The organism is Allocatelliglobosispora scoriae, from assembly GCF_014204945.1.
Taxonomy (GTDB): Bacteria; Actinomycetota; Actinomycetes; order Mycobacteriales; family Micromonosporaceae; genus Allocatelliglobosispora; species Allocatelliglobosispora scoriae.
Map to the genome: position 1 here is coordinate 2,383,312 of NZ_JACHMN010000002.1, position 19,810 is coordinate 2,403,121.

Annotated in this window: 21 protein-coding genes; 6 read left to right on the forward strand and 15 right to left on the reverse strand. The window is 69.2% G+C overall.

Annotation, left to right across the window (positions count from 1 at the left end):
* Positions 1-8 precede the first annotated feature (8 nt).
* The 8 genes from F4553_RS16320 to hrcA all read right to left on the reverse strand — a co-directional run bounded on the left by F4553_RS16320 (position 9) and on the right by hrcA (position 6,835).
* Positions 9-356, reverse strand: a complete 348-nt coding sequence (locus F4553_RS16320) for a cytidine deaminase-like protein (RefSeq protein ID WP_184836933.1) — start codon at positions 354-356, stop codon at positions 9-11.
* Positions 343-1,635, reverse strand: a complete 1,293-nt coding sequence (locus F4553_RS16325) for a hemolysin family protein (RefSeq protein WP_184836935.1) — start codon at positions 1,633-1,635, stop codon at positions 343-345. The genes F4553_RS16320 and F4553_RS16325 overlap by 14 nt, the downstream gene beginning before the upstream one ends.
* Entirely contained in the window at positions 1,635-2,153 is a 519-nt protein-coding gene (gene ybeY, locus F4553_RS16330; protein ID WP_184836937.1) for an rRNA maturation RNase YbeY, read from the reverse strand. Before ybeY ends, F4553_RS16325 begins: the two co-directional genes overlap by 1 nt.
* 17 nt (positions 2,154-2,170) lie before the next feature.
* Positions 2,171-3,223 carry a PhoH family protein gene (locus F4553_RS16335; RefSeq protein ID WP_184836939.1) on the reverse strand — a complete coding sequence of 351 codons (1,053 nt, stop codon included), beginning with the start codon at positions 3,221-3,223 and terminating at the stop codon, positions 2,171-2,173.
* 307 nt (positions 3,224-3,530) lie between these two features.
* Positions 3,531-3,878, reverse strand: coding sequence for an HIT domain-containing protein (locus F4553_RS16340; protein ID WP_184836941.1), 348 nt, complete (start codon positions 3,876-3,878; stop codon positions 3,531-3,533).
* A gap of 33 nt (positions 3,879-3,911) precedes the next feature.
* A complete protein-coding gene (locus F4553_RS16345) occupies positions 3,912-4,637 on the reverse strand; it encodes a 16S rRNA (uracil(1498)-N(3))-methyltransferase (RefSeq protein WP_184836943.1) in 726 nt (241 codons plus the stop codon).
* Between the two features lie 4 nt (positions 4,638-4,641).
* Positions 4,642-5,772, reverse strand: coding sequence for a molecular chaperone DnaJ (gene dnaJ / locus F4553_RS16350; RefSeq protein ID WP_184836945.1), 1,131 nt, complete (start codon positions 5,770-5,772; stop codon positions 4,642-4,644).
* Between the two features lie 43 nt (positions 5,773-5,815).
* A complete protein-coding gene (gene hrcA / locus F4553_RS16355) occupies positions 5,816-6,835 on the reverse strand; it encodes a heat-inducible transcriptional repressor HrcA (protein WP_184836947.1) in 1,020 nt (339 codons plus the stop codon).
* Positions 6,836-7,008: 173 nt separating this feature from the next.
* Between hrcA and F4553_RS16360 the strand changes: the two genes are divergently transcribed.
* Positions 7,009-7,485: a DUF4870 domain-containing protein gene (locus tag F4553_RS16360; RefSeq protein ID WP_246466368.1), complete on the forward strand. Its 477-nt coding sequence runs from the start codon at positions 7,009-7,011 to the stop codon at positions 7,483-7,485.
* A 1-nt stretch (position 7,486) separates the two neighbouring features.
* On the opposite strand, the gene hemW is transcribed toward F4553_RS16360, so the two are convergent.
* Complete coding sequence (hemW, locus tag F4553_RS16365; protein WP_184836951.1) at positions 7,487-8,695, reverse strand: radical SAM family heme chaperone HemW; 1,209 nt, start codon at positions 8,693-8,695, stop codon at positions 7,487-7,489.
* 17 nt (positions 8,696-8,712) lie between these two features.
* Between hemW and F4553_RS16370 the strand changes: the two genes are divergently transcribed.
* The 3 genes from F4553_RS16370 to F4553_RS16380 all read left to right on the forward strand — a co-directional run bounded on the left by F4553_RS16370 (position 8,713) and on the right by F4553_RS16380 (position 11,421).
* Complete coding sequence (locus F4553_RS16370; protein ID WP_312875234.1) at positions 8,713-9,504, forward strand: enoyl-CoA hydratase-related protein; 792 nt, start codon at positions 8,713-8,715, stop codon at positions 9,502-9,504.
* Positions 9,505-9,513: 9 nt separating this feature from the next.
* Complete coding sequence (locus F4553_RS16375) at positions 9,514-10,395, forward strand: hypothetical protein (RefSeq protein ID WP_221469918.1); 882 nt, start codon at positions 9,514-9,516, stop codon at positions 10,393-10,395.
* A gap of 117 nt (positions 10,396-10,512) precedes the next feature.
* Positions 10,513-11,421, forward strand: coding sequence for a phytanoyl-CoA dioxygenase family protein (locus F4553_RS16380; protein WP_184836953.1), 909 nt, complete (start codon positions 10,513-10,515; stop codon positions 11,419-11,421).
* 141 nt (positions 11,422-11,562) lie between these two features.
* Here the strand turns inward: F4553_RS16380 and F4553_RS16385 are convergent, their stop codons facing one another.
* From F4553_RS16385 to lepA, 4 genes are all read right to left on the reverse strand, one after another.
* Complete coding sequence (locus F4553_RS16385) at positions 11,563-12,450, reverse strand: hypothetical protein (RefSeq protein WP_184836955.1); 888 nt, start codon at positions 12,448-12,450, stop codon at positions 11,563-11,565.
* Between the two features lie 176 nt (positions 12,451-12,626).
* A complete protein-coding gene (locus F4553_RS16390) occupies positions 12,627-13,682 on the reverse strand; it encodes a hypothetical protein (RefSeq protein ID WP_184836957.1) in 1,056 nt (351 codons plus the stop codon).
* A 97-nt stretch (positions 13,683-13,779) separates the two neighbouring features.
* On the reverse strand, positions 13,780-14,229 hold the full coding sequence (locus F4553_RS16395; protein ID WP_184836959.1) for an NUDIX domain-containing protein: 450 nt from the start codon (positions 14,227-14,229) through the stop codon (positions 13,780-13,782).
* An 88-nt stretch (positions 14,230-14,317) separates the two neighbouring features.
* Positions 14,318-16,192, reverse strand: coding sequence for a translation elongation factor 4 (gene lepA / locus F4553_RS16400; protein ID WP_184836961.1), 1,875 nt, complete (start codon positions 16,190-16,192; stop codon positions 14,318-14,320).
* Positions 16,193-16,400: 208 nt separating this feature from the next.
* On the opposite strand from lepA, the gene F4553_RS16405 reads away from it, so the two are divergent.
* On the forward strand, positions 16,401-17,330 hold the full coding sequence (locus F4553_RS16405; RefSeq protein WP_184836963.1) for a phosphotransferase: 930 nt from the start codon (positions 16,401-16,403) through the stop codon (positions 17,328-17,330).
* A gap of 564 nt (positions 17,331-17,894) precedes the next feature.
* Positions 17,895-18,158, forward strand: a complete 264-nt coding sequence (rpsT, locus tag F4553_RS41020) for a 30S ribosomal protein S20 (protein ID WP_184836965.1) — start codon at positions 17,895-17,897, stop codon at positions 18,156-18,158.
* Between the two features lie 81 nt (positions 18,159-18,239).
* On the opposite strand, the gene F4553_RS40155 is transcribed toward rpsT, so the two are convergent.
* On the reverse strand, positions 18,240-18,836 hold the full coding sequence (locus F4553_RS40155; protein ID WP_221470502.1) for a hypothetical protein: 597 nt from the start codon (positions 18,834-18,836) through the stop codon (positions 18,240-18,242).
* Complete coding sequence (holA, locus tag F4553_RS16420; RefSeq protein WP_184836967.1) at positions 18,833-19,795, reverse strand: DNA polymerase III subunit delta; 963 nt, start codon at positions 19,793-19,795, stop codon at positions 18,833-18,835. Before holA ends, F4553_RS40155 begins: the two co-directional genes overlap by 4 nt.
* Between the last annotated feature and the right edge of the window lie 15 nt (positions 19,796-19,810).

The following is a 19,810-nucleotide window of genomic DNA, read 5'->3' on the forward strand; positions in this document are numbered from 1 at the left end:
CACTCACGCTACTCGGCGGTGATGGTGGCGAACGGGCGGCCTGCTGGGGTGGCGAGATGCACGGGTGCCGAGGGGGCGATATCGCGTACCGCCGAATGGCCTGAAGCGTCCAGGGCCGACGCCTCGGTGACCACCGCCGCGGCCTCGAGCGTCGTCGCGCCGGCGGCGACCGCGGCCGCGACCGCGAGCTGCAGCGCGCCGATGCCGAAGGACGGCTGCGCGATCGTCACGCCCGTGTAGGTGCGGCCGTCGCCGTCACGCACGGCCGCGCCCTCCAGCGCGCCGATCCGGGCGCGGGCCTGGCGGGCCATCGTCACCAGCTTCGCGTCCTCGGCGACCAGCTCAATCTCGGACATCGGCGAGCTCCTTCTGCGGCGGCTCCACGAGCACGGTGTCAATGCGATTGCGCCGTCCGGTGGCGCCCTCCGCGGTCAGCGTCAGGCCGCCGACGGTCGCGGTCGCACCCGGGATGGGTACGCGACCGAGCGCCTGCGCCAGCAGTCCGGCGACCGTCTCCACCTCGTCGGCGGGGAGCTCCACGTCGAAGATCTCACCGAGGTCCTCGATCGGCAGCCGCGCCGAGACCCGGACCCGGCCCTGCTCCAGGTGCTCGATCGGCGGTCGTTCCACGTCGTATTCGTCGGTGATCTCGCCGACGATCTCCTCGAGGATGTCCTCGATCGCGATCAGGCCGGCCGTGCCGCCGTATTCGTCGATGACCACGGCGATGTGGGTGCGCGCGGCCTGCATCTCCGAGAGCAGGTCGTCGACCGGCTTGGACTCGGGCACGAAGACCGCCTCGCGCATGACCCTCGTCACCACGACCTTGTCGTCATAACCGCCGGTCAGCGAGCGTGCGATGTCCTTGAGATAGACGATGCCGAGCACGTCGTCGATCGACTCGCCGACGACCGGGATGCGGGAGAAGCCGGACTTCAACGCGAGCGCCAACGCGTGGCGAACCGTCTTGTCGGCCTCGATCCACACCATCTCCGTCCGCGGCACCATCACCTCGCGGGCGATCGTGTCGCCGAGCGCGAAGACCGAGTTGATCATCTGACGCTCGCCGTGCTCGACGACGCCGCGCTGCTCGGCGAGGTCGACGAGCTCGCGCAGCTCCACCTGGGAGGCGAAGGGCCCCTCACGGAAGCCCTTGCCGGGGGTGAGCGCGTTGCCGAGCAGGATCAGCAGCCGGGCCAGCGGGCCGAGCGCCTTGCCCAGCCACCGCACGATCGGCGCGGCGAACCGCCCCACCGAGTAGGCATGCTGGCGACCCAGCGTCCTCGGCGCGACACCGACCACGACGAAGCAGATCAGGGTCATCGCACCGGCGGCGATCAGCGCCGAGCCCCAGCCGGCGCCGAAGGTGTCGACGGCGACGAGCGCGACCAGCACCGTCGCGGTCAGCTCGCACGCCATCCGCAGCAGGAGCAGCAGGTTGAGGTGGCGCACCACGTCGGAGGCGACGGACTGCAGCGCGGTCGCGCCGCGAGCACCCTCCTTCGCCATCTCACCGGCGCGGGCGGCCGAGACCGCGCCGAGTGCCGCCTCGGTCATCGCCACCAGCCCGGCGAGGATCACCAGCCCCGCCGCGGTCCACAACAGGGTCCCGTCAGGAAGTCCGGCCGAGGCCATCAGCTGGCTCGCCCCCGCCAACTGGAGAGGAGCTTGGCCTGCAGGCCGAACATCTCGCGCTCCTCCTCCGGCTCGGCGTGATCGAAGCCGAGCAGGTGCAGCACGCCGTGCACGGTGAGCATCTGCAGCTCGTTGCCGGTCGTGTAGTCGGGAGAGGGGACGGGTGCGGGTGCTCCGGGGAGCCGCATCCGCGGATCGTCGCTGCCGAACTGGACGGCCTGCTTCTCGGCGATCTCGGGACAGAGCACGATGTCGCCGAGGAGCGCGGGCTCGGCCCGGCCGTCGGCGGGACCGTGGTCGATCGTCTCCTCGTCCATCGGGAAGGCGAGGACGTCCGTGGGACCCTCCCCGCCCATCCAGCGATGGTTGAGCTCCGTCATGTAGTCGACGTCGACGAGCAGGACCGACAGCTCGGCGAGCGGGTTGACCCCCATCTCGTCGAGGGCGTGGCGCGCGACGGCGACGATCTCATCGGCGTCGACCTGGAAGCCCGACTCGTTGGCGATCTCTATGGACACTGGTTCCCCTGATGAAGTTAGCGACGCCGTCCGGCACGGCGCTGCGGCACGGCGTGCACGCTAGCGCCGTTGGCCTGCTCCTGCTCGTCGTCCCAGCGAGCGTACGCGTCCACGATGGCCCCGACCAAGCTGTGCCGCACCACATCGGCGCTGCTCAACTGTGAGAAGTGGACGTCCTCGACGCCCTTGAGGATCTCGCGGACGATCCGCAGCCCGCTCATCGTGCCGCCGGGCAGGTCGACCTGGGTGACGTCACCCGTGACAACGATCTTCGAGCCGAAGCCGAGCCGGGTCAGGAACATCTTCATCTGCTCGGGCGTGGTGTTCTGCGCCTCGTCGAGAATGATGAACGCGTCGTTGAGCGTGCGGCCGCGCATGTAGGCGAGCGGGGCGACCTCGATGGTGCCCTGCGTCATCAACCGGGGGATCGACTCGGGGTCGATCATGTCGTGCAGCGCGTCGTAGAGCGGCCGGAGGTAAGGATCGATCTTCTCGTTGAGTGTGCCGGGCAGGAAGCCCAGCCGCTCACCCGCCTCGACGGCGGGCCGGGTCAGGATGATCCGGGTGACCTCCTTGGCCTGCAGCGCCTGGACCGCCTTCGCCATGGCGAGGTAGGTCTTGCCGGTGCCGGCCGGGCCGATGCCGAAGTTGATCGTGTGCGCGTCGATCGCGTCCACATATCGCTTCTGGCCGATCGTCTTGGGGCGGATGGTGCGCCCGCGACGGGAGAGGATGTTGAGCGTCAACACCTCGGCCGGACGCTCGTTCTCACCGGACGTAAGCATGCCCATGCTGCGCTTCACCACATCCTCAGTCAGTGCCTCACCCTTTTGGACCAGCTCGAGCAGCTCCATGAAGAGCCTCTCGGCGAGGGCGTTGTCGGCCGGGAATCCGGAGATGATGATCTCGTTGCCGCGCACCAGGATGTCGCTGACCAGCGCCTTTTCCAACAGTCGCAGCAGCTCGTCGCGAGGACCGAGCAGGTTGACCATGTGACGCGGGTCGGGGACCGTGAGCTTGGTCTTGACCCGCTGCGGAGTGATCTCTGAAGCTGGAACCGTGTCGGTCATGGGCTGGCCCGAGGGCCTATCGCCACCTGCTCTCCACCTCGTCGCGGCGCTGACCACCACATCGTATCCGCCCGGAGACACCATGCGCGATCACGTTCTTGCCCGCCCCTTACCGCGCCGTCGCCGCGCTACCGCCCGCCGAGGTCGCCGATCAGGGATTTTCGTGCAGGCCGGCCCTCATGGCGAGCGCCGAGATCCGCTATCCGCGGTCCCGCCAAGCGGGACAAATGGGCACACCGGCGCCGGATCGTGTGCGTTCTCCGTCGCCGGGACGACGGAGAACGCACACGATCGGGAAGCCGAACACCTAGCGCGCGAGCATCGGGCCGAGCGGAGCACCGCCGACGACGTGGGCGTGCACATGGGCGACCTCCTGGCCGCCGTGCTCGCCGGTGTTGAAGATCGTCCGGAAACCGCCCTTGAGCAGGCCCTCCGCCTCGGCCACCGCCGCGACGGCCGCGAGCACCTCGCCCGCGAGCCCGGGATCGGCCACGGCGAGCTCGGCCACGTCGGCGTAGTGCGCCTTCGGGATCACCAGCACGTGCGACGAGGCCTGCGGCCGGATGTCGCGGAACGCGAGCGTGGTGGCCGTCTCGTGCACCACGGTCGAGGGGATCTCACCGGCAACGATCCGGCAGAAGAGGCAATCGGTCACCGAAGCATCTTATGGGCAGATTCCCCGGCAGCCCTACCAGCGGTCGAGCCGGGTGGCGAGCAGGGAGAGGGCCGCGACACCCGCGGTCGACGTGCGCAGAACCGTCTCCCCGAGCCGCACCGGCGTCGCTCCGGCGGCGACGAAAGCAGCCAGCTCCCGGTCGTCGATGCCACCCTCGGGGCCCACGACCAGCACGATCTCTCCCGAGTTCGGCAGGTCGACCCGGCTGAGCCGCTCGGTCGCCTCCTCGTGCAGCACGAACCCGCCGGCGAGCCGCCCGGCCGCCTGAGCTGTCGAGACATCCGGCGCACCGCCGATCACCGGTACGAAGACCCGGCGCGCCTGCTTGGCCGCCTCCCGTGCCGTTGCGACCCACTTCTCCCGGGCCTTGGCACCCCGCTCGGCCCGCCACTGCGCCACGGACCGCGACGCCGCCCAGGGCACGATCTCGTCGACGCCGACCTCGGTCATCGCCTGCACGGCGAGTTCACCGCGATCACCCTTGGCGATGCCCTGGATGACGACGAGCCGTGGATCGGGTGCCGCGACCGTCTGCCGGGTGAGGATCTGCAGCTCCAGGCTCGCCTTCGCGGTGGCGGTGGCCCGGGCCGTGGCCGAACCGCCGCGCCCGTCGGCAAGGATCAGCTCCTCACCGACCCGCAGCCGCTGGACGCTCGCGGCGTGATGCCCCTCGGGCCCGTCGAGCGTGCAGGTGTCCCCGCCGGGCAGCGCATCGACCAGGAAGAGCGGTGCACTCACCGACTCAGTGGCCGTTGAACGCGTTGCGGATGCTGGTGAAGAAGCCGCCCTGCTTGGACAGCTCGGCCATCTCCTCGCCCCTGGCCTTGGCGAAGTCCCTCAGCATGCGTTCCTGGTCGGCGTCGAGCTTCGTGGGAGTCCGCACATCCAGGTGGACGAAGAGGTCGCCCCGGCCGGTGCCGCGCAGGTGCGGAACGCCCCGGCCCTTGACGCGCAGCGTGGAGCCCGGCTGGGTGCCCGACTTCACGTCGAGCGCCTCCTCGTTGTCGAGCGTCTTGATGGTGAGCCGGGTGCCGAGGGCTGCGGCGGTCATCGGGACCGTCACCTTGCAGTGCAGGTCGTCGCCCTTGCGGGCGTACACGTCGTGGGGTCGCTCGTGGATCTCGACGTACAGGTCGCCGGGCTGGCCGCCGCCGGGGCCGACCTCGCCCTGCTGGGCCAGGCGGATGCGCATGCCGTCCTCGACCCCGGACGGGATCTTGACGGTGAGCGAGCGGCGGGTGCGGACCCGGCCGTCACCGGCACAGGTGGCGCAGGGGTGCGGGATCGTCGTGCCGTAGCCCTGGCAGGCGGCGCAGGGGCGGGAGGAGACGACCTGGCCGAGGAAGGTGCGCTGCACCGACTGCACCTCGCCCTTGCCGTGGCAGATGTCGCACTGGGCCAGGTGGGTGCCGGCGGCGGTGCCCGCACCGGCGCAGGTGGCGCAGAGCACGGCGGTGTCGACGGTGATCGGCGCCTCGACGCCGAAGGCGGTCTCGTGCAGGTCGAGGTCGAGCCGGATGATCGCGTCGGCGCCGGGGCGGGTCCGCGGGCGCGGCCCGCGCGACGAGGTGCCGCCGAAGAAGGCGTCCATGATGTCCTGGAAGCCGACGAAGGGCCCACCGGGACCGCCGGGGCCGCCCATGCCGCCGCCGCCCGGGGCGAGCGGGTCGCCGCCGAGGTCGACCATCTGCCGCTTCTGGTCGTCGGAGAGGACCTCGTAGGCCGCGTTGATCTCCTTGAACTTCTCCTGCGAGGAGGGGTCCGGGTTGACGTCCGGATGGTACTGCCGGGCGAGCTTGCGGTAAGCGCGCTTGATGTCATCGGCCGTGGCGTCTTTGGGGACGCCGAGAATGCCGTAGTAGTCCTTAGCCACGAAGATCCTCTGTCGCAATATCGCAGGTCGCAGGTCGCTGTCGTTAGTGCTGTGCCAGCAGATCGCCGACGTAGCGTGCCACGGCGCGAACCGTGGCGATGGTGCCCGGATAGTCCATGCGGGTCGGGCCGAGCACGCCCAGGCCCCCGACGACGGTGTCCCCAGGACCGTAGCCGGTGCTGACTATCGAGGTGGCACGGAGATCGACGAACTCGTTCTCGTCGCCGATCCGCACGCGTGGTGCCATCTCCTGCTCGCCGATGAGCTTGAGCAGGATGACCTCCTCCTCCAGCGCCTCGAGCACGGGGCGCAGGGAGCCGGCGAAGTCCAGGATGCCACCCCGGGTGAGGTTGGCGGTGCCGGCGAGCGCGATGCGCTCCTCGCCGCGCTCGACCAATGTCTCCAGCAGCACCGTGGCGAGCACGGTCATGCTCGCCGAGAGGTGCGCGGGCACCTCGTCCAGGAGGGCCTGGACCAGCGGCGGCGCCGCCGAGAGCTGCTTGCCGCCGAGCTTGGCGTTGACCAGCCCGCGCAGCTCGGAGACGTCCTCGGGCGGGATCGGTGTGGGCAGCTCGAGCTGGCGCTGCTCCACCCGGCCGGTATCGGTGATCATGACGACCATCACCCGGGTGGTGCTGATCGGCACCAGCTCCAGGTGCCGGACGCTCGACCGGGAGAGTGACGGATATTGCACGACGGCGACCTGACGGGTGAGCTGCGCGAGCAGCCGGACCGTCCGATGCACGACATCATCGAGGTCGAGGGCGCCCATCAGGAATCGCTCGATCGCCCGGCGCTCGGCCGGCGAGAGCGGCTTGACCCGGGAGAGTCGATCGACGAAGAGGCGGTAGCCGCGGTCGGTCGGAACCCGGCCGGCGCTGGTGTGGGGCTGGCGGATATAGCCCTCCTCCTCCAGCACGGCCATGTCGTTTCGCACGGTCGCGGGAGAAACGCCCAGGCTGTGGCGCTCGACCAGGGACTTGCTGCCGACCGGCTCCTGCGTGGCGACGTAGTCCTCCACGATGGCGCGCAGGACGTCCAGCTTGCGATCGTCTAGACCCACACCGACTCCCTCCGCACGGATGACTGGCACTCTCGCTGAGCGAGTGCCAGTCTACTGGGGCGACGGTTCAGTGGCGACGGCAGGATTTTGATCACCATTCAACTCGGAAATGTCGGCTTTCCGTCAAGAGTGTTGTGTGGCGCTGGATGATCCATCGTCCTACCCTGACCGGCATGAGTGATACCCCCACCCCTCCGGGGCAGCCGGACCCGAATTCGCAGCCGCCGTCGGCGCCGTCGTTCGAAACCCCCCCGGCATACTCGGCGCCCTCCGCGCCGTTGGGCAACGCCGCCCCGTCGGGCTACGCCAACAGCGATGAGAAGACGTGGGCTCTCGTGGCCCACTTCGGCGGTGCCGCCGGCGCCGTCATCGGCAGTGGTGCGGGCGGCTGGGTCGCCCCGCTGATCGCGCTGCTCGCCAAGGGCAACGAGTCCCCCACGGTCCGCGCGCACGCGGTCGCCGCGCTGAACTTCCAGATCCTGGTCAGCATCATCGCGATCGTGAGCTGGATCCTGGTCTGCATCGTGATCGGCTTCGTCGGCGTCATCGCCGCCGTCATCGGTGGCGCGCTCTTCGGCATCCTCGCGGGTGTCAAGGCCAACGAAGGCGCGTTCTACAAGTACCCGATGTCCATCTCCCTGGTGAAGTGACTTACGCCAGAACCTCGCGGATAACCGCGTCGGCAAGGAGTCGGCCGCGCAGCGTCAGAGCTGCGCGGCCGTTCTTGTGCGCGGTCTCGTCGAGCAGGCCGTCGGCGAGCGCCTGTGCCACGGCGGCCGCGTCACGGATGGCGGTCAGGGGCATCCCCTCGGCCAGGCGCAGGCGCAGCATCACGTCCTCGACATAGCGGTCCTCGTCGGTGAGCAGCTCCCGGGCGTGGCCGGGCGAGACGCCGTCGTTGATGCGGTCGGCGTACGCGGCGGGGCGCTTCACGTTCCACCACCGGACGCCGCCGACGTGGCTGTGCGCGCCCGGCCCGATCCCCCACCAGTCGCCGCCGCGCCAGTAGAGCAGGTTGTGCTTGCACTGCCCGGCGGGTGTGGTCGCCCAGTTGGAGACCTCGTACCAGGAGAAGCCGGCGGCGCTGAGAGCCCGGTCGGCGGCGAGGTATCGGTCGGCCGCGACATCGTCGCTCGGCATCGGCAGGTCGCCCCGGCGCACCTGCTTCGCCAGGCGGGTGCCGTCCTCCACGATCAGGGAATAGGCACTCACGTGGTCGACTCCGGCGGCGATCGCGGAGGCGAGGGAGGCGGCGAAGTCGGCGGGGGTCTCGGTCGGCGTACCGTAGATCAAATCAAGATTGACATGCGCGAACCCGGCTTCGCGCGCCTCGGCCGCCGCGGCCCGCGCCCGGCCCGGCGTGTGGTTTCGCTCCAATATCTTGAGTACGCCCACCGCCGTCGACTGCATCCCCAGCGAGATCCGGGTGAACCCGGCCTGCCGCAGCCGCCGCAGCGAGGTGGCGTTGACCGACTCCGGATTCGCCTCCGTCGTGATCTCGGCGCCCCGAGCCAGCCCGAAGGCGTCCCCGACCGCGTCGAGCATCCGGGCGAGATCGTCGGCCGGGAGCAGGGTCGGCGTGCCGCCGCCGATGAAGACCGTCTGCACCTCGGGTGCCGAGCCGCCCAGCACCCGCTTGGCGAACGCGATCTCCTTCAGCGCCGCGCTCACATAGTCGCTCTGATCGAGCCCGCTCTCGCTCGGCGTGTAGGTGTTGAAGTCGCAGTAGCCGCAGCGGCTGGCGCAGAACGGCACGTGCAGATAGAAGCCGAAGCCCTTCCGACCCACGTCGGCGAGCGCGGCGTCGGGCAGCGCGCCGTCGGCCGGAACGGGCTCGCCCTCGGGAAGGTCTCCTGGCATACCACTAGTCTGCCCTGGTGACCTCAAATAGCGACCAGGCGGCCCGATTCGTTACGGTGACCAGCGCCCACGGCGTGACGACGATCACCCTCGACAGCCCGGCGAACCGCAACGCGCTCTCCATCGCGCTCATGACGCAACTGCTGGCGGCGCTCGACGAGGCGACCGCCGACGAGGCCTGCCGAGTGATCCAGCTCGATCACACGGGCCCGGTCTTCTGCTCCGGCGCGGACCTCAAGGAGACCCTCGCGTCGACCTCGGGTGGCGTACCGGTGCCGGTGTCGATGCTCGGCGATGTGCTCCTCGCTGTCGCCCAGTGCCCCAAGCCGGTGCTCGCGGTCGTCCGCGGACCGGCTCGCGCGGGCGGGCTGGGCCTGATCGCCGCCGCCGACCTCGCGATCTGCACCGATGAGGCGACCTTCGCCTTCTCCGAGGTGCGCCTGGGCGTCGTACCAGCGGTGATCTCAGCCACCGTCCTCCCCCGCCTGACTCCGCGCGCGGCGGCGGAGCTCTTCCTCACCGGCGACGTCTTCACCGGCCGCCGGGCCGCCGAGATCGGGCTGGTCACCGCATCCGTGCCGGGAGCTGAGCTGGACGAGGCGGCCGAGCGGCTGCGCGACTCGCTGCGGCGCGGCGGGCCGCAGGCGTTGCGCGCCACCAAGGAACTGCTGCGCGTCGACGGGCTGGCGGAGCGACTCGCCGCGCTGACCGAGCTCTCGGTCGCGTTCTTCGGCTCCGACGAGGGCCGGGAGGGCGTCGCTGCGATCCGCGAGAAGCGCAATCCGGCATGGGTGAGCCAAGGCCACTAAACTGACGCCGTGGTGGCGAAACGGCGCAAGGGTGCGGGCACGGTCTTCCTCGTGGTGGTCGCCCTCCTCGTCGCCGGTGGTTTCGCCGCCTATCTCGCCGGCCGCGATGGTGCCAAGCTGCCATTCCCACTGCCCAAGCTGTCCGGGTGCGTCGTCACGGCGGCCAACGACACGGGTCGCGACTCCTGGGCGCTCGACGTGACCCAGATGGCCAACGCGGCCACGATCGCCGCCGTCGGCATCCGCAAGAAGGTCCCCGACAAGGCGATCATCGTGGCGCTCGCCACCGCCCTGCAGGAGTCCAAGCTCGAAAACCTCGGCGGCGGCGACCGCGACTCCGTCGGTCTCTTCCAGCAGCGGCCCAGCCAGGGCTGGGGGACGGCGCAGCAGATCAGCGATCCGCGTTACGCCTCGACGAAGTTCTACAACGCGCTCGCCAAGGTGAAGGGCTGGGAGAAGCTCCGGGTCACCGAGGCGGCGCAGAAGGTGCAGCGCTCGGCCTTCCCCGAGGCGTACCAGAAGTGGGAGGACGAGGCCTCCGTTCTCGCCATGGCCCTGCTCGGCGGTGCCAAGGGTGCCGTGAGCTGCAACCTCCCGGACGACGATCCGGTCGTCAAGGGCTCCGCCGCCGTCGACCACGTCCTCACCGCGCTCGCGGCCGACTGGGCCGGCACAGCCACCACCTCCGCCGAGCCGGGCCTGCAGGGTGTCCGCATCGCCGCCGCCGACAACAAGCGCGGCTGGCAGCTCGCCCACTGGACCGTGGCCCAGGCCGCGGAGAACGGCGTGACCCGGGTCGCCTTCGACGGCCGGGAGTGGAGTACGGAATCAGGCGAATGGCGCGAATCCCAAGCCGTTGCGTCACATGTCCTCGTCGAGGTGTTTGCCTGATCGTGCCCTGGTGGGGCCAGGGCGGCATGCTCCGGAAACGCGAGATACCATCGGCTCTCGCGTGCCTGCACCCTCTTATTGTCGTGGGCTCGACCGGACACACCCCTAGGGGAGGACATGTCGAATTCGTCTTACTACGGCGACCTGACCGGTTATGAGCCGATCAGTGAAGTCGACCGCAAGGAGTTCCACGAGCAGGGCTTCCTGCTGCTGCGCAACGTTCTGACCGAGGAGCACCGGGCGGCCCTGGAGACAGCGGTCGACCGCGTCTACGCCGAGGAGGTGGCGGCCGGCAACGACAAGAACGGCACCGTCCACCTGCTGGGCTTCCTCAACCGTGACGAGCTCTTCGGCGAGCTGCTGACGCACCCGAAGGTGCTGCCCTACATGTGGGGCCTGGCGGGGTGGAACATCTACTCCCACCACAACCACCTCGACGTCACGCCCCCGGCCAAGGAGCCGGAGAAGCCCTACTGGGGCTGGCACCAGGACGGTTACCGGCAGAACTCCGACCCCGAGACCATGGACCCCAACCTGCCTCGGCCGATGTTCTCGCTGAAGATCGCCTATGTCCTCTCCGACCTGTCGGAGAACGGCCGCGGCGCCACCAAGGTCATCCCCGGCAGCCACCTGAAGAACTCGCTGCCGCGCCCGGCCGACCTGAGCGTGCACAACCCCGACCCCGAGGGCACCGTGGAGATCACGGCGAACCCGGGTGACGCGTTCATCTTCGACCGCCGCCAGTGGCACTCCCGCTCGACGAACCTGTCGACGATCACGCGCAAGATGCTCTTCGTCGGCTACACCTACCGCTGGATCCGTCACCTGGACGCGATCGATTTCGACCCCAACGGCGAGTGGTACGCCAACCGCACCCCCGTCCAGCGCCAACTCCTGGGCGAGGCCCCCCACAGCGCGAACTACTGGGGCATCAACTGGGACGGCTACGTGGACGACGAAATCCCCCTCCGCAAGGAACTTAAGACCAGAGGCCTACTAGACCGCAACATCCCCTGGCTGAGGTAAGCCCCCAAAATTCGCGTTGATCAAGGGAAGACTCGCCGCATATCGGGCACCCGGGATGGTGAGTCTTCCCTTGATCAACGCGAATTGATACGACGGCCCCCGCGCACCGGTAGGTGTGCGGGGGCCGTCGCGGTGTTCAGGTCAGCTGCCGTTGGTGATCAGCGAACCCTTGTCACAGCCACCGAAGACGTTGGCGGGGCTGTTGATGGCCGGAGACAGACCGACGATGCCGAGGAGCGAGTCCGACGCGCAGACCTGGATCGGCACCAGGTTGACGCCGGTGTTGCTGAGCAGCGGGATGACCGCCTGCTGCTCCCGGTCCTCGATGGTGGTCATGGCGTCCGTGCAGCTGCCGACGACGGTCGTCGGCGAGTTGAAGCCGGCCGCGGCGCCCACGCCCATCACCGCGGTCGAACCGCAGGTCTGCCAGGCGAGCGCGTCGAGCGAGGAGCCGCTGAAGAGCGAGAGCAGGCTCTTCGGCCCGTGCTCGTGATCCGGCGCCGTGATCTTGGTGCTGGCGTTGTCGCAGTCACCGGTGACGGTGTTGGGGGAGTTCAGCGCCACGGTGGCACCGACGCCGCCGACGACCGTCGAACCGCAGACCTGCCACGGCGCGAGGTTGACCGAGCTGTCGTCGAAGAGCGAGATCAGGGCCGGTGCCGTGTCCTGCTTGAGCTTCACGTTGGCGTTGGTGCAGTCGCCGAGGACGGTGTTGGGCGACGAAGCGGCGACGGCCGCACCGACCCCCGCCGTCGCGGTCGAGCCGCAGAACTGCCACGGCGCCACCAGCAGCGAAGACCCGCCGAAGACGGAGAGCAGCGGCTGCACCGTGTCGTTGGCGCCCAGACCGAACGCGTTCTTGGTGACCGCCTTCGTGATCGCCTGCGCACTCGAGTTCGGCGCGGTGAGCACCGACGCGGAGCCGAGCTGGGCCGGACCGGTGGTGGGCGAGGCAGCGGCCGAGGTACCCATCGCGGCTACCGTCGCGATCGCACCGACGGCGACAGCCCCCGCCTTCTTTATCTGCATACTCACTCCTATTTGGACAGGCCGCCCCGGCTGAGCACGCGCGGATAGCCAGAGCGGTGAACACTGCACACTGCGTAACGATGCTTGATCGTTGGAGTTACTCAACGTTGTGAAATGCAGTACGGGGCGAGTCCACAAGGGACTCGCCCCGTACGGGCGTTGCCACAGACCCCGAACTAGTCGATCGTCACGTTGGCGTTGTTGCAGTTGCCGAAGACGGTGTTCGGCGACTGCAGCGAAACGCCGGCCGCGATGACTCCGCCACCGATGGTGGAGCCACAGACCTGCCACGGCGCGATGTTGACCGAGGAGTTGTCGAGCACCGAGATGAGTGCCGTCGGGTCGTCCTGGTCGATCCACACGTTGGCGTTGTTGCAGTCCGAGAGGACCGTGTTCGGCGAGCTGGCCGAGGCCGCGACGGCGATGACGCCCATGCCGGCGGTCGAGGCGCAGACCTGCCAGCTCAGCGCCTGAGCCGCACTGCCGGTGCCGACCGACAGGAAGGTCATCGGCTCGACGTCCCACGGCGCGTCCCAGCCGCCGTGACGCGAGGCAGCCGCCGGAGCGGCCTTCGTCGCACCCCAGGTGTTGTAGCCACGGGTGGTCGCCGCCTTGACGGCCGGAACCTTCCGCAGTGCGGTCGCGTTCGCGACCTCCTCGAGGCTGGCGCTCTCCTCGTGGTGGGTGTTGTAGCCGTGGTCGTGCGTGATCACGATGTTGCTGTTGTCGCAAGAGCCCAGCACCGTGTTGGGCGACTGCAGCGCGGCACCAACGGCGATGACGCCGCCACCGATGACCGAGCCACAGGACTGCCACGACGCGACGGAGACCGCCGTGTCGCTGAGAACGCTGACGACGCCCGGGATGGTGTCCTGGCTCAGCTTGATGTTGGCGTTGGCGCAGTCACCAACGACCGTGTTCGGCGAGCTGGCTGCCACGCCTGCGGCGATGACGCCCCAGCCGCCGACGCCGCCACAGGCCTGCCACGAGGCTGCGGTCAGAGCGCTGCCCGTGCCGACCGAGAGCAGCGCCTGCTGCTCCTGGTCCCACGGCGCGTCCCAGCCGCCACGAGCGGTGCCGCCGCCGAGGAACTGGCTGCCCAGCGCCCGCATGGCCTGCGCCTTGTCCGCGGTGGGGGCGTGGCCATAGGTAGTGGCGGCGGCGGGCGCACCCATTGCCGCAACGGTCGCGAGCGCGCCAACGGCGACGGCCCCGGCCTTCTTGATCTGCATTGTCACTCCTTGTGCACATAGGACCGCCCTCGACCCGGTCATATCGGACGAAAGCGGCAAACACTGCACTTTGGGTAACGATGAGTTCAGAACCCCGTTACTCTCTGCGTGATCCTTTTTTGACCGTCGCACCGGCGACCATCGCCGCCGCGTCGCGCAGGGCGCGGTCCATGGTGCGGAAGGCCATCGCGGGCGGAGCGGCGAGCGGCAGCCACGACATCTCCGACGCCTCATCCGGGTCCAGCGTGATCGTCTCCCCCGGTGCCAGGGTCGCCAGCCAGAACGAGTCCAGCACCGGCAGCAGCTCGTCCTGGTAGAGGTACTCCCCCACGTACATGCCGACGAAGTCATGCAGGACCACCGCGGCGCCGAGCTCCTCGCGGCCCTCGCGCATCGCGGCGTCGAAGGGGGCTTCGAAGCCGTCGCAGAAGCCGCCGGGCAGCTCCCAGAGGCCCCGCTGAGGCTCGCGGGCGCGCAGCAACGACAGGAAGCACCCGGCGCCGTCCAGCAGGATCAGCGAGCCCGTGGGCCTGGCGTTGAGAAACATCCAGTAACCGCAGAGCGCGCAGGAGGCCGGCAGCTCAGCCCCGACCGACCCGCCGCACCGCGAGCAGAAGTTGACCCTCACACCAACCCTATTTCTTCTTGCCCTCCGACGAGGGCGCGTCCGACGTGGAGAGAGCTGCGATGAAGGCTTCCTGCGGCACCTCGACCCGGCCGACCATCTTCATGCGCTTCTTGCCCTCTTTCTGCTTCTCGAGCAGCTTGCGCTTGCGGGAGATGTCACCGCCGTAGCACTTGGCGAGCACGTCCTTGCGGATGGCGCGGACCGTCTCGCGGGCGATCACCCGGCTGCCGATCGCGGCCTGGATCGGCACCTCGAACTGCTGCCTCGGGATGAGCTTCTGCAGCTTGGCCGCCATCGACGTGCCGTAGGCATAGGCCTTGTCCTTGTGCACGATCGCGCTGAACGCGTCGACCGCGTCGCCGTGCAGCAGGATGTCGACCTTGACCAGATCGGCCTGCTGCTCGCCGCCGACCTCGTAGTCGAGCGATGCGTAGCCCTTGGTACGGCTCTTGAGCTGGTCGAAGAAGTCGAAGATGATCTCGCCGAGGGGCATCGTGTAGCGCAGCTCCACCCGGTCGGCGGAGAGGTAGTCCATGCCGAGCAGGACGCCGCGGCGGCCCTGGCAGAGCTCCATGATCGCGCCGACGTAGTCGTTGGGCGTGAGCACCGTGGCGCGGACGGTCGGTTCGTGCACCTCGGCGATCTTGCCAACCGGGTACTCGCTCGGGTTGGTGACCGTCGCCTCCTTGCCGTCCTCCATCACCACGCGGTAGACGACGTTGGGTGCGGTGGCGATCAGGTCGAGGCCGAACTCGCGCTCCAGCCGCTCCTGGATGATCTCCAGGTGGAGCAGGCCGAGGAAGCCGACGCGGAAGCCGAAGCCGAGCGCCGCCGAGGTCTCCGGCTCATAGGTGAGCGCCGCGTCGTTGAGCTTGAGCTTGTCGAGCGCGTCGCGCAGCTCGGGATAGTCGGAGCCGTCGATCGGATAGAGCCCCGAGTAGACCATCGGCTTGGGGTCCTTGTATCCCCCCAGCGCCTCCTTGGCCGGCCGCGCGTTGATCGTCACGGTGTCGCCGACGCGGGACTGGCGCACGTCCTTCACGCCGGTGATCAGGTATCCCACCTCGCCGACGCTGATCCCCTTCGCCGACTTGACCGGCTCCGGCGAGCTCACGCCGAGTTCGAGCAGCTCGTGCACGGCGCCCGTCGACATCATCTTGATCTTGTCGCGGGGCTCGATCCGCCCGTCGATGACCCGGACATAGGTGACGACGCCGCGATAGGTGTCGTACACGGAGTCGAAGATCATCGCCCGGGTGGGGGCGTCCACGTCGCCGACCGGCGCGGGAAGCTGGCGGACGATCACGTCCAGCAGCGCATCCACGCCCATCCCGGTCTTGCCGGAGACACGCAGGCAGTCGTCGGGCTCGCAGCCGATCAGGTGGGCGAGCTCCTCGGCGTACTTCTCCGGCTGGGCGGCCGGGAGGTCGATCTTGTTGAGCACCGGGATGACGGTGAGATTGTTCTCCATCGCCAGGTAGAGGTTGGCGAGCGTCTGCGCCTCGATCCCCTGCGCGGCGTCGACGAGCAGCACGGCACCCTCGCACGCGGCGAGCGAGCGCGACACCTCATAGGTGAAGTCGACGTGGCCCGGTGTATCGATCATGTTGAGCACGGCCTGCTCGCCGGCACGTTCGCCCTCACGGATCGTCCACGGCATGCGAACGGCCTGGCTCTTGATCGTGATGCCGCGCTCGCGCTCGATGTCCATCCGGTCGAGGTACTGCGCCCGCATCTGCCGGGGGTCGACCACCCCGGTGAGCTGCAACATGCGGTCGGCCAGCGTAGATTTTCCGTGGTCGATGTGCGCGATGATGCAGAAGTTGCGGATGGCACCGGGAAAGGTGTCACCGGGCGCATACGTACCGGGCGTCGGAGGCACGGGGTGTCCGTTTCGTCGTCTTCTAACTCGTCAGGCGCGCCGTCGGCGCGACCTACATCGTCCCATAGTCTCCGGCGCGCCCTGCGGGGCTTCGGTCGCTGCGCTCCCTGCACTCCTCGTGCCAGCGCCACAGTCCCCGGCGCGTCCTGCGGGGCTTACTCCCGATATCGGTTGCCACGGCATCACCCGGTCGTCGACCCTTTCAGGCATGACGGGGATCCCTTACACGCGTACCGCCCAGCGCCCCTCGTGGGAGTCCCTGCCGCAGGCGCTGCGCGATGCCGTCACCGCGCGGCTCGGCGCCCCGGTGGTCACCGCCCGCTCGGCGGGCGGCGGCTTCACCCCCGGCTTCGCCGCAACCCTGACCACCGCGGATGGTCGCGCTCATTTCGTCAAGGCAGCGCCGCTCGACTCCGACATCTCCGGCTGGTACGCCACCGAAGCCCGCATCACCGCCGCGCTCCCGGCGAGCATCCCCACCGCCCGGCTCCGCTGGACCGCCGAGCTCGCCGATCACCGGGTCCTCTGCCTCGACGCCATCGACGGCGCGATGCCCTCGCTGCCGTGGCAGCCCGCCCAGCTCGCCGCCGCCCTCGACGCCCAAGCGGTGATCGCCGAGGCTTTCGCGGCGGTCCCGGCCGAGCTGGAGCCGCTGGTGACGACCTCGTGGGCGGAGCGGATGACCGGCACGCTGGACCGCTGGCGCGACCCGGCCGGACCACCCGCCGCCGCGCCCGCCTGGGCGCTCGCCCGAGCCGACGAGCTGGCCGAGTTGGAGGGCGTGTTCTGGAACTTCGCCACGACCGCCGCCGGGCTGATCCACTGTGATCTGCGACTCGACAATGTCGTCATCGACGCGGCCGGGAAGGCCTGGGTCTGCGACTGGAACTTCCTCACCCGCGGCCCGGCGCTCCTGGACGCGATCTCCCTGCTTCTGACCGCGGTCCCCGACCACGACGTCGACGCCCTGGTCGCCGGGGAGGATCCGGTTCTGGTGGACGGTGCACTGGTCGCGTTCTCCGGGTACTACCTGACGGCAGGCGCCCGCGAGGAGATCCCCACGTCGCCGCACGTCCGTTCCCACCAGCGCTACTACGCGGAGCTGGCGCTGAGGTGGTTGTCCGCGCGGCGCCCCTGAACTTTAATGCCGGACACGCCGCCGCAGCCTCTCGCGCTGCGCATGATCGCGTTGTTTCCGCGAAACTGTCCCCTCAACACCGAGCGGAGGGCGTTGTTTCCGGGAAGCAACGCGATCAAGCGTTCCACGCTCACCCCACCGCAGCCGCCGCGACAGGCTCGCCTACCCGGACTGCCCCCGCTGGCTTGCGCCACGGGCGGAGCGCAGCGTGCTTGATCGCGCTGTTTCCCGGAAGCAAGCCCTTCAACGCCGGGGTGAAGGGGCTGTTCCGGCAAGCAGCGCGATCAAGCACGCAAGGAGAGCGCCCCGCCACGCTCACCTGATCTGAGCGCAGCGAGCATGATCGCGTTACTTCCCGGAAGCTGGCCGGTCGGCGACGGGGTGAGGGGACTGTTTCCCGGAAACACTGTGATCATGCGCGCCGAGTAGGGTGGCCACAGGGCGGGCGCGGGGGCCGTTTTGGCTGTCCGGGGCCCGGCCTGGTAATCTGGCACGTCGCGGCTGGTGGTCAAACGCCGGCCCATTCCTAGCAATCACCCGAAACGAGCAGGACGAGGCTGTCGCGTGGCGAACATCAAGTCCCAGATCAAGCGCAACCGGCAGAACGAAAAGGCCCGGCTGCGCAACAAGTCGGTCAAGTCGTCGCTGAAGACCGCCATCCGCAAGTTCAACGAGGCTTTCGCGGCGGGCGACGCCGAGCTGGCCAACACGCTTCAGCGTGATGCCGCTCGTGCACTCGACAAGGCCGCGAGCAAGGGCGTCATTCACAAGAACCAGGCGGCCAACCGTAAGTCGGCCATCGCCAAGAAGGTCGCCACTCCCGCCTGAACAGGCATTTCGATGCCCGGGCCACGCTCAGCGTGATCCCGGGCATCGGCGTTTCCCGACGCGCCCCCGGACGGGGAGGGCTCACTCGTAGCGGTACATCGCCGACTGGCGTGCCCGCTGTGCGGGATCGAGCGCCTCCAGCGGCTCATTGCGCTGGCGGGTGGGGCGCGAGGACTCCTCGTACTCGAAGGAGTCAGGATCGGCCTCGTCCTCCCGGTAGTCGGTGACTCCGCGATCGTCGTAGGCTGCCGCGCCGTTGTCGTGCTCTCCAGCACCGCCGTCAAAGTCGTCAGCAGCATTGTCGTAGTCGGGGACGACTCGGGAGGTGACGACGACCGCACGACCGGTCGCCGAGCGGTTACGCGGAGCGCGGACCTTCGGCACCGAGGGAGTCGACGTCGAGGGAGCACCCGCACCGGCTATCACGTCGTTGATCTTCACCATCACGGCGATCGCCAGCGGCAGCACTCCCACCGCGATCCAGTCGACGAGCTCCGCCAACGCGAGCAGCACCGCGAGCGCCACCGAGCCCTCGAAGAAGAAGAAGCACATCACGCCGCTGGGCCGGATGTGCTTGAGCTTCAACACCCGAGCGTAGAGCGGCTGCTGGCGCACCGCACCGGCATTGCCCGCCGCTCGCCGTGCTGCTCGTGCCTGGGATGATCGAATCTCGCTCATCGCCCGCCTCCCGCCTTCGCTGAGGCCACCGCCACAACCGCCCGCTCCAGCGCGTATCCCCGGTCGTCCGAGGCGCCCTTGACCGCCGCGTTGCATTCGGCCGCCGCCGTCATCGCATCCACCAGGCCCTCCGGACTCCAGCCCCGGGCGACCCTCTGCGCCTTCTCCACCTTCCAGGCGGGCATGCCGAGCCCGCTGGCCAGTTGATAAGCGTTGCCTCGCCCGGCCGACGCGACCCGCGCGATCGTCCGAACACCGTCGGCCAGCGCGTCCGCGATCGGCACTGGATCGACCCCCGTCGCCAGCGCCCAACGCAAAGCTTCCAACGCTGCGGGGACGTCTCCGGCAACGGCTGCGTCGGCAACGGCGAATCCGCTCACCTCCGCGCGACCCCGGTAGTAACGCTGGACCGTCGCGATCTCGATGTGGCCATCGGTGTCCGCCATGAGCTGCGCGGCGGCTGCGGCCAGCTCGCGGAGGTCGTTGCCGACCGCGTCGAGCAGGGCTTCAGCGGCATCGCCGGAGCATTTGCCGCCGAGTCGCCGGATCTCACCGCGGATGAACTCGACCTTGTCGCCGTGGCGGGACAGCTTCGCGGCGGGCAGGACGGTGACACCGGCCTTCTGCAGTCCGTCGGCGAACGCCTTTCCCTTGACGCCGCCGGCATGGCAGACGACCAGGGTCACCTCGGGGTCCGGCGCCGCGACATAGGCCATGACGGCCGTGACCAGCTCCTTCTTGGCGTCCTGGGCGCTGCGGAGAACCGCGACCCGGCGCCCGCCGAACAGCGACGGGCTCAGCATCTCGGCCAGCTCGCCAGGGTGCGTGCTGCTCGCCTCGAACTCACGAACGTCAGCGACCGGGTCGGCGGCGCGAGCAGCGGCTGCCGTCTCCGCCACCGCACGGGCGACCAGCAGCTCCTCATCGCCGAGCACGAGGAGTAAAGCGGGGGGATTCACTGAGTAATCGTCGCA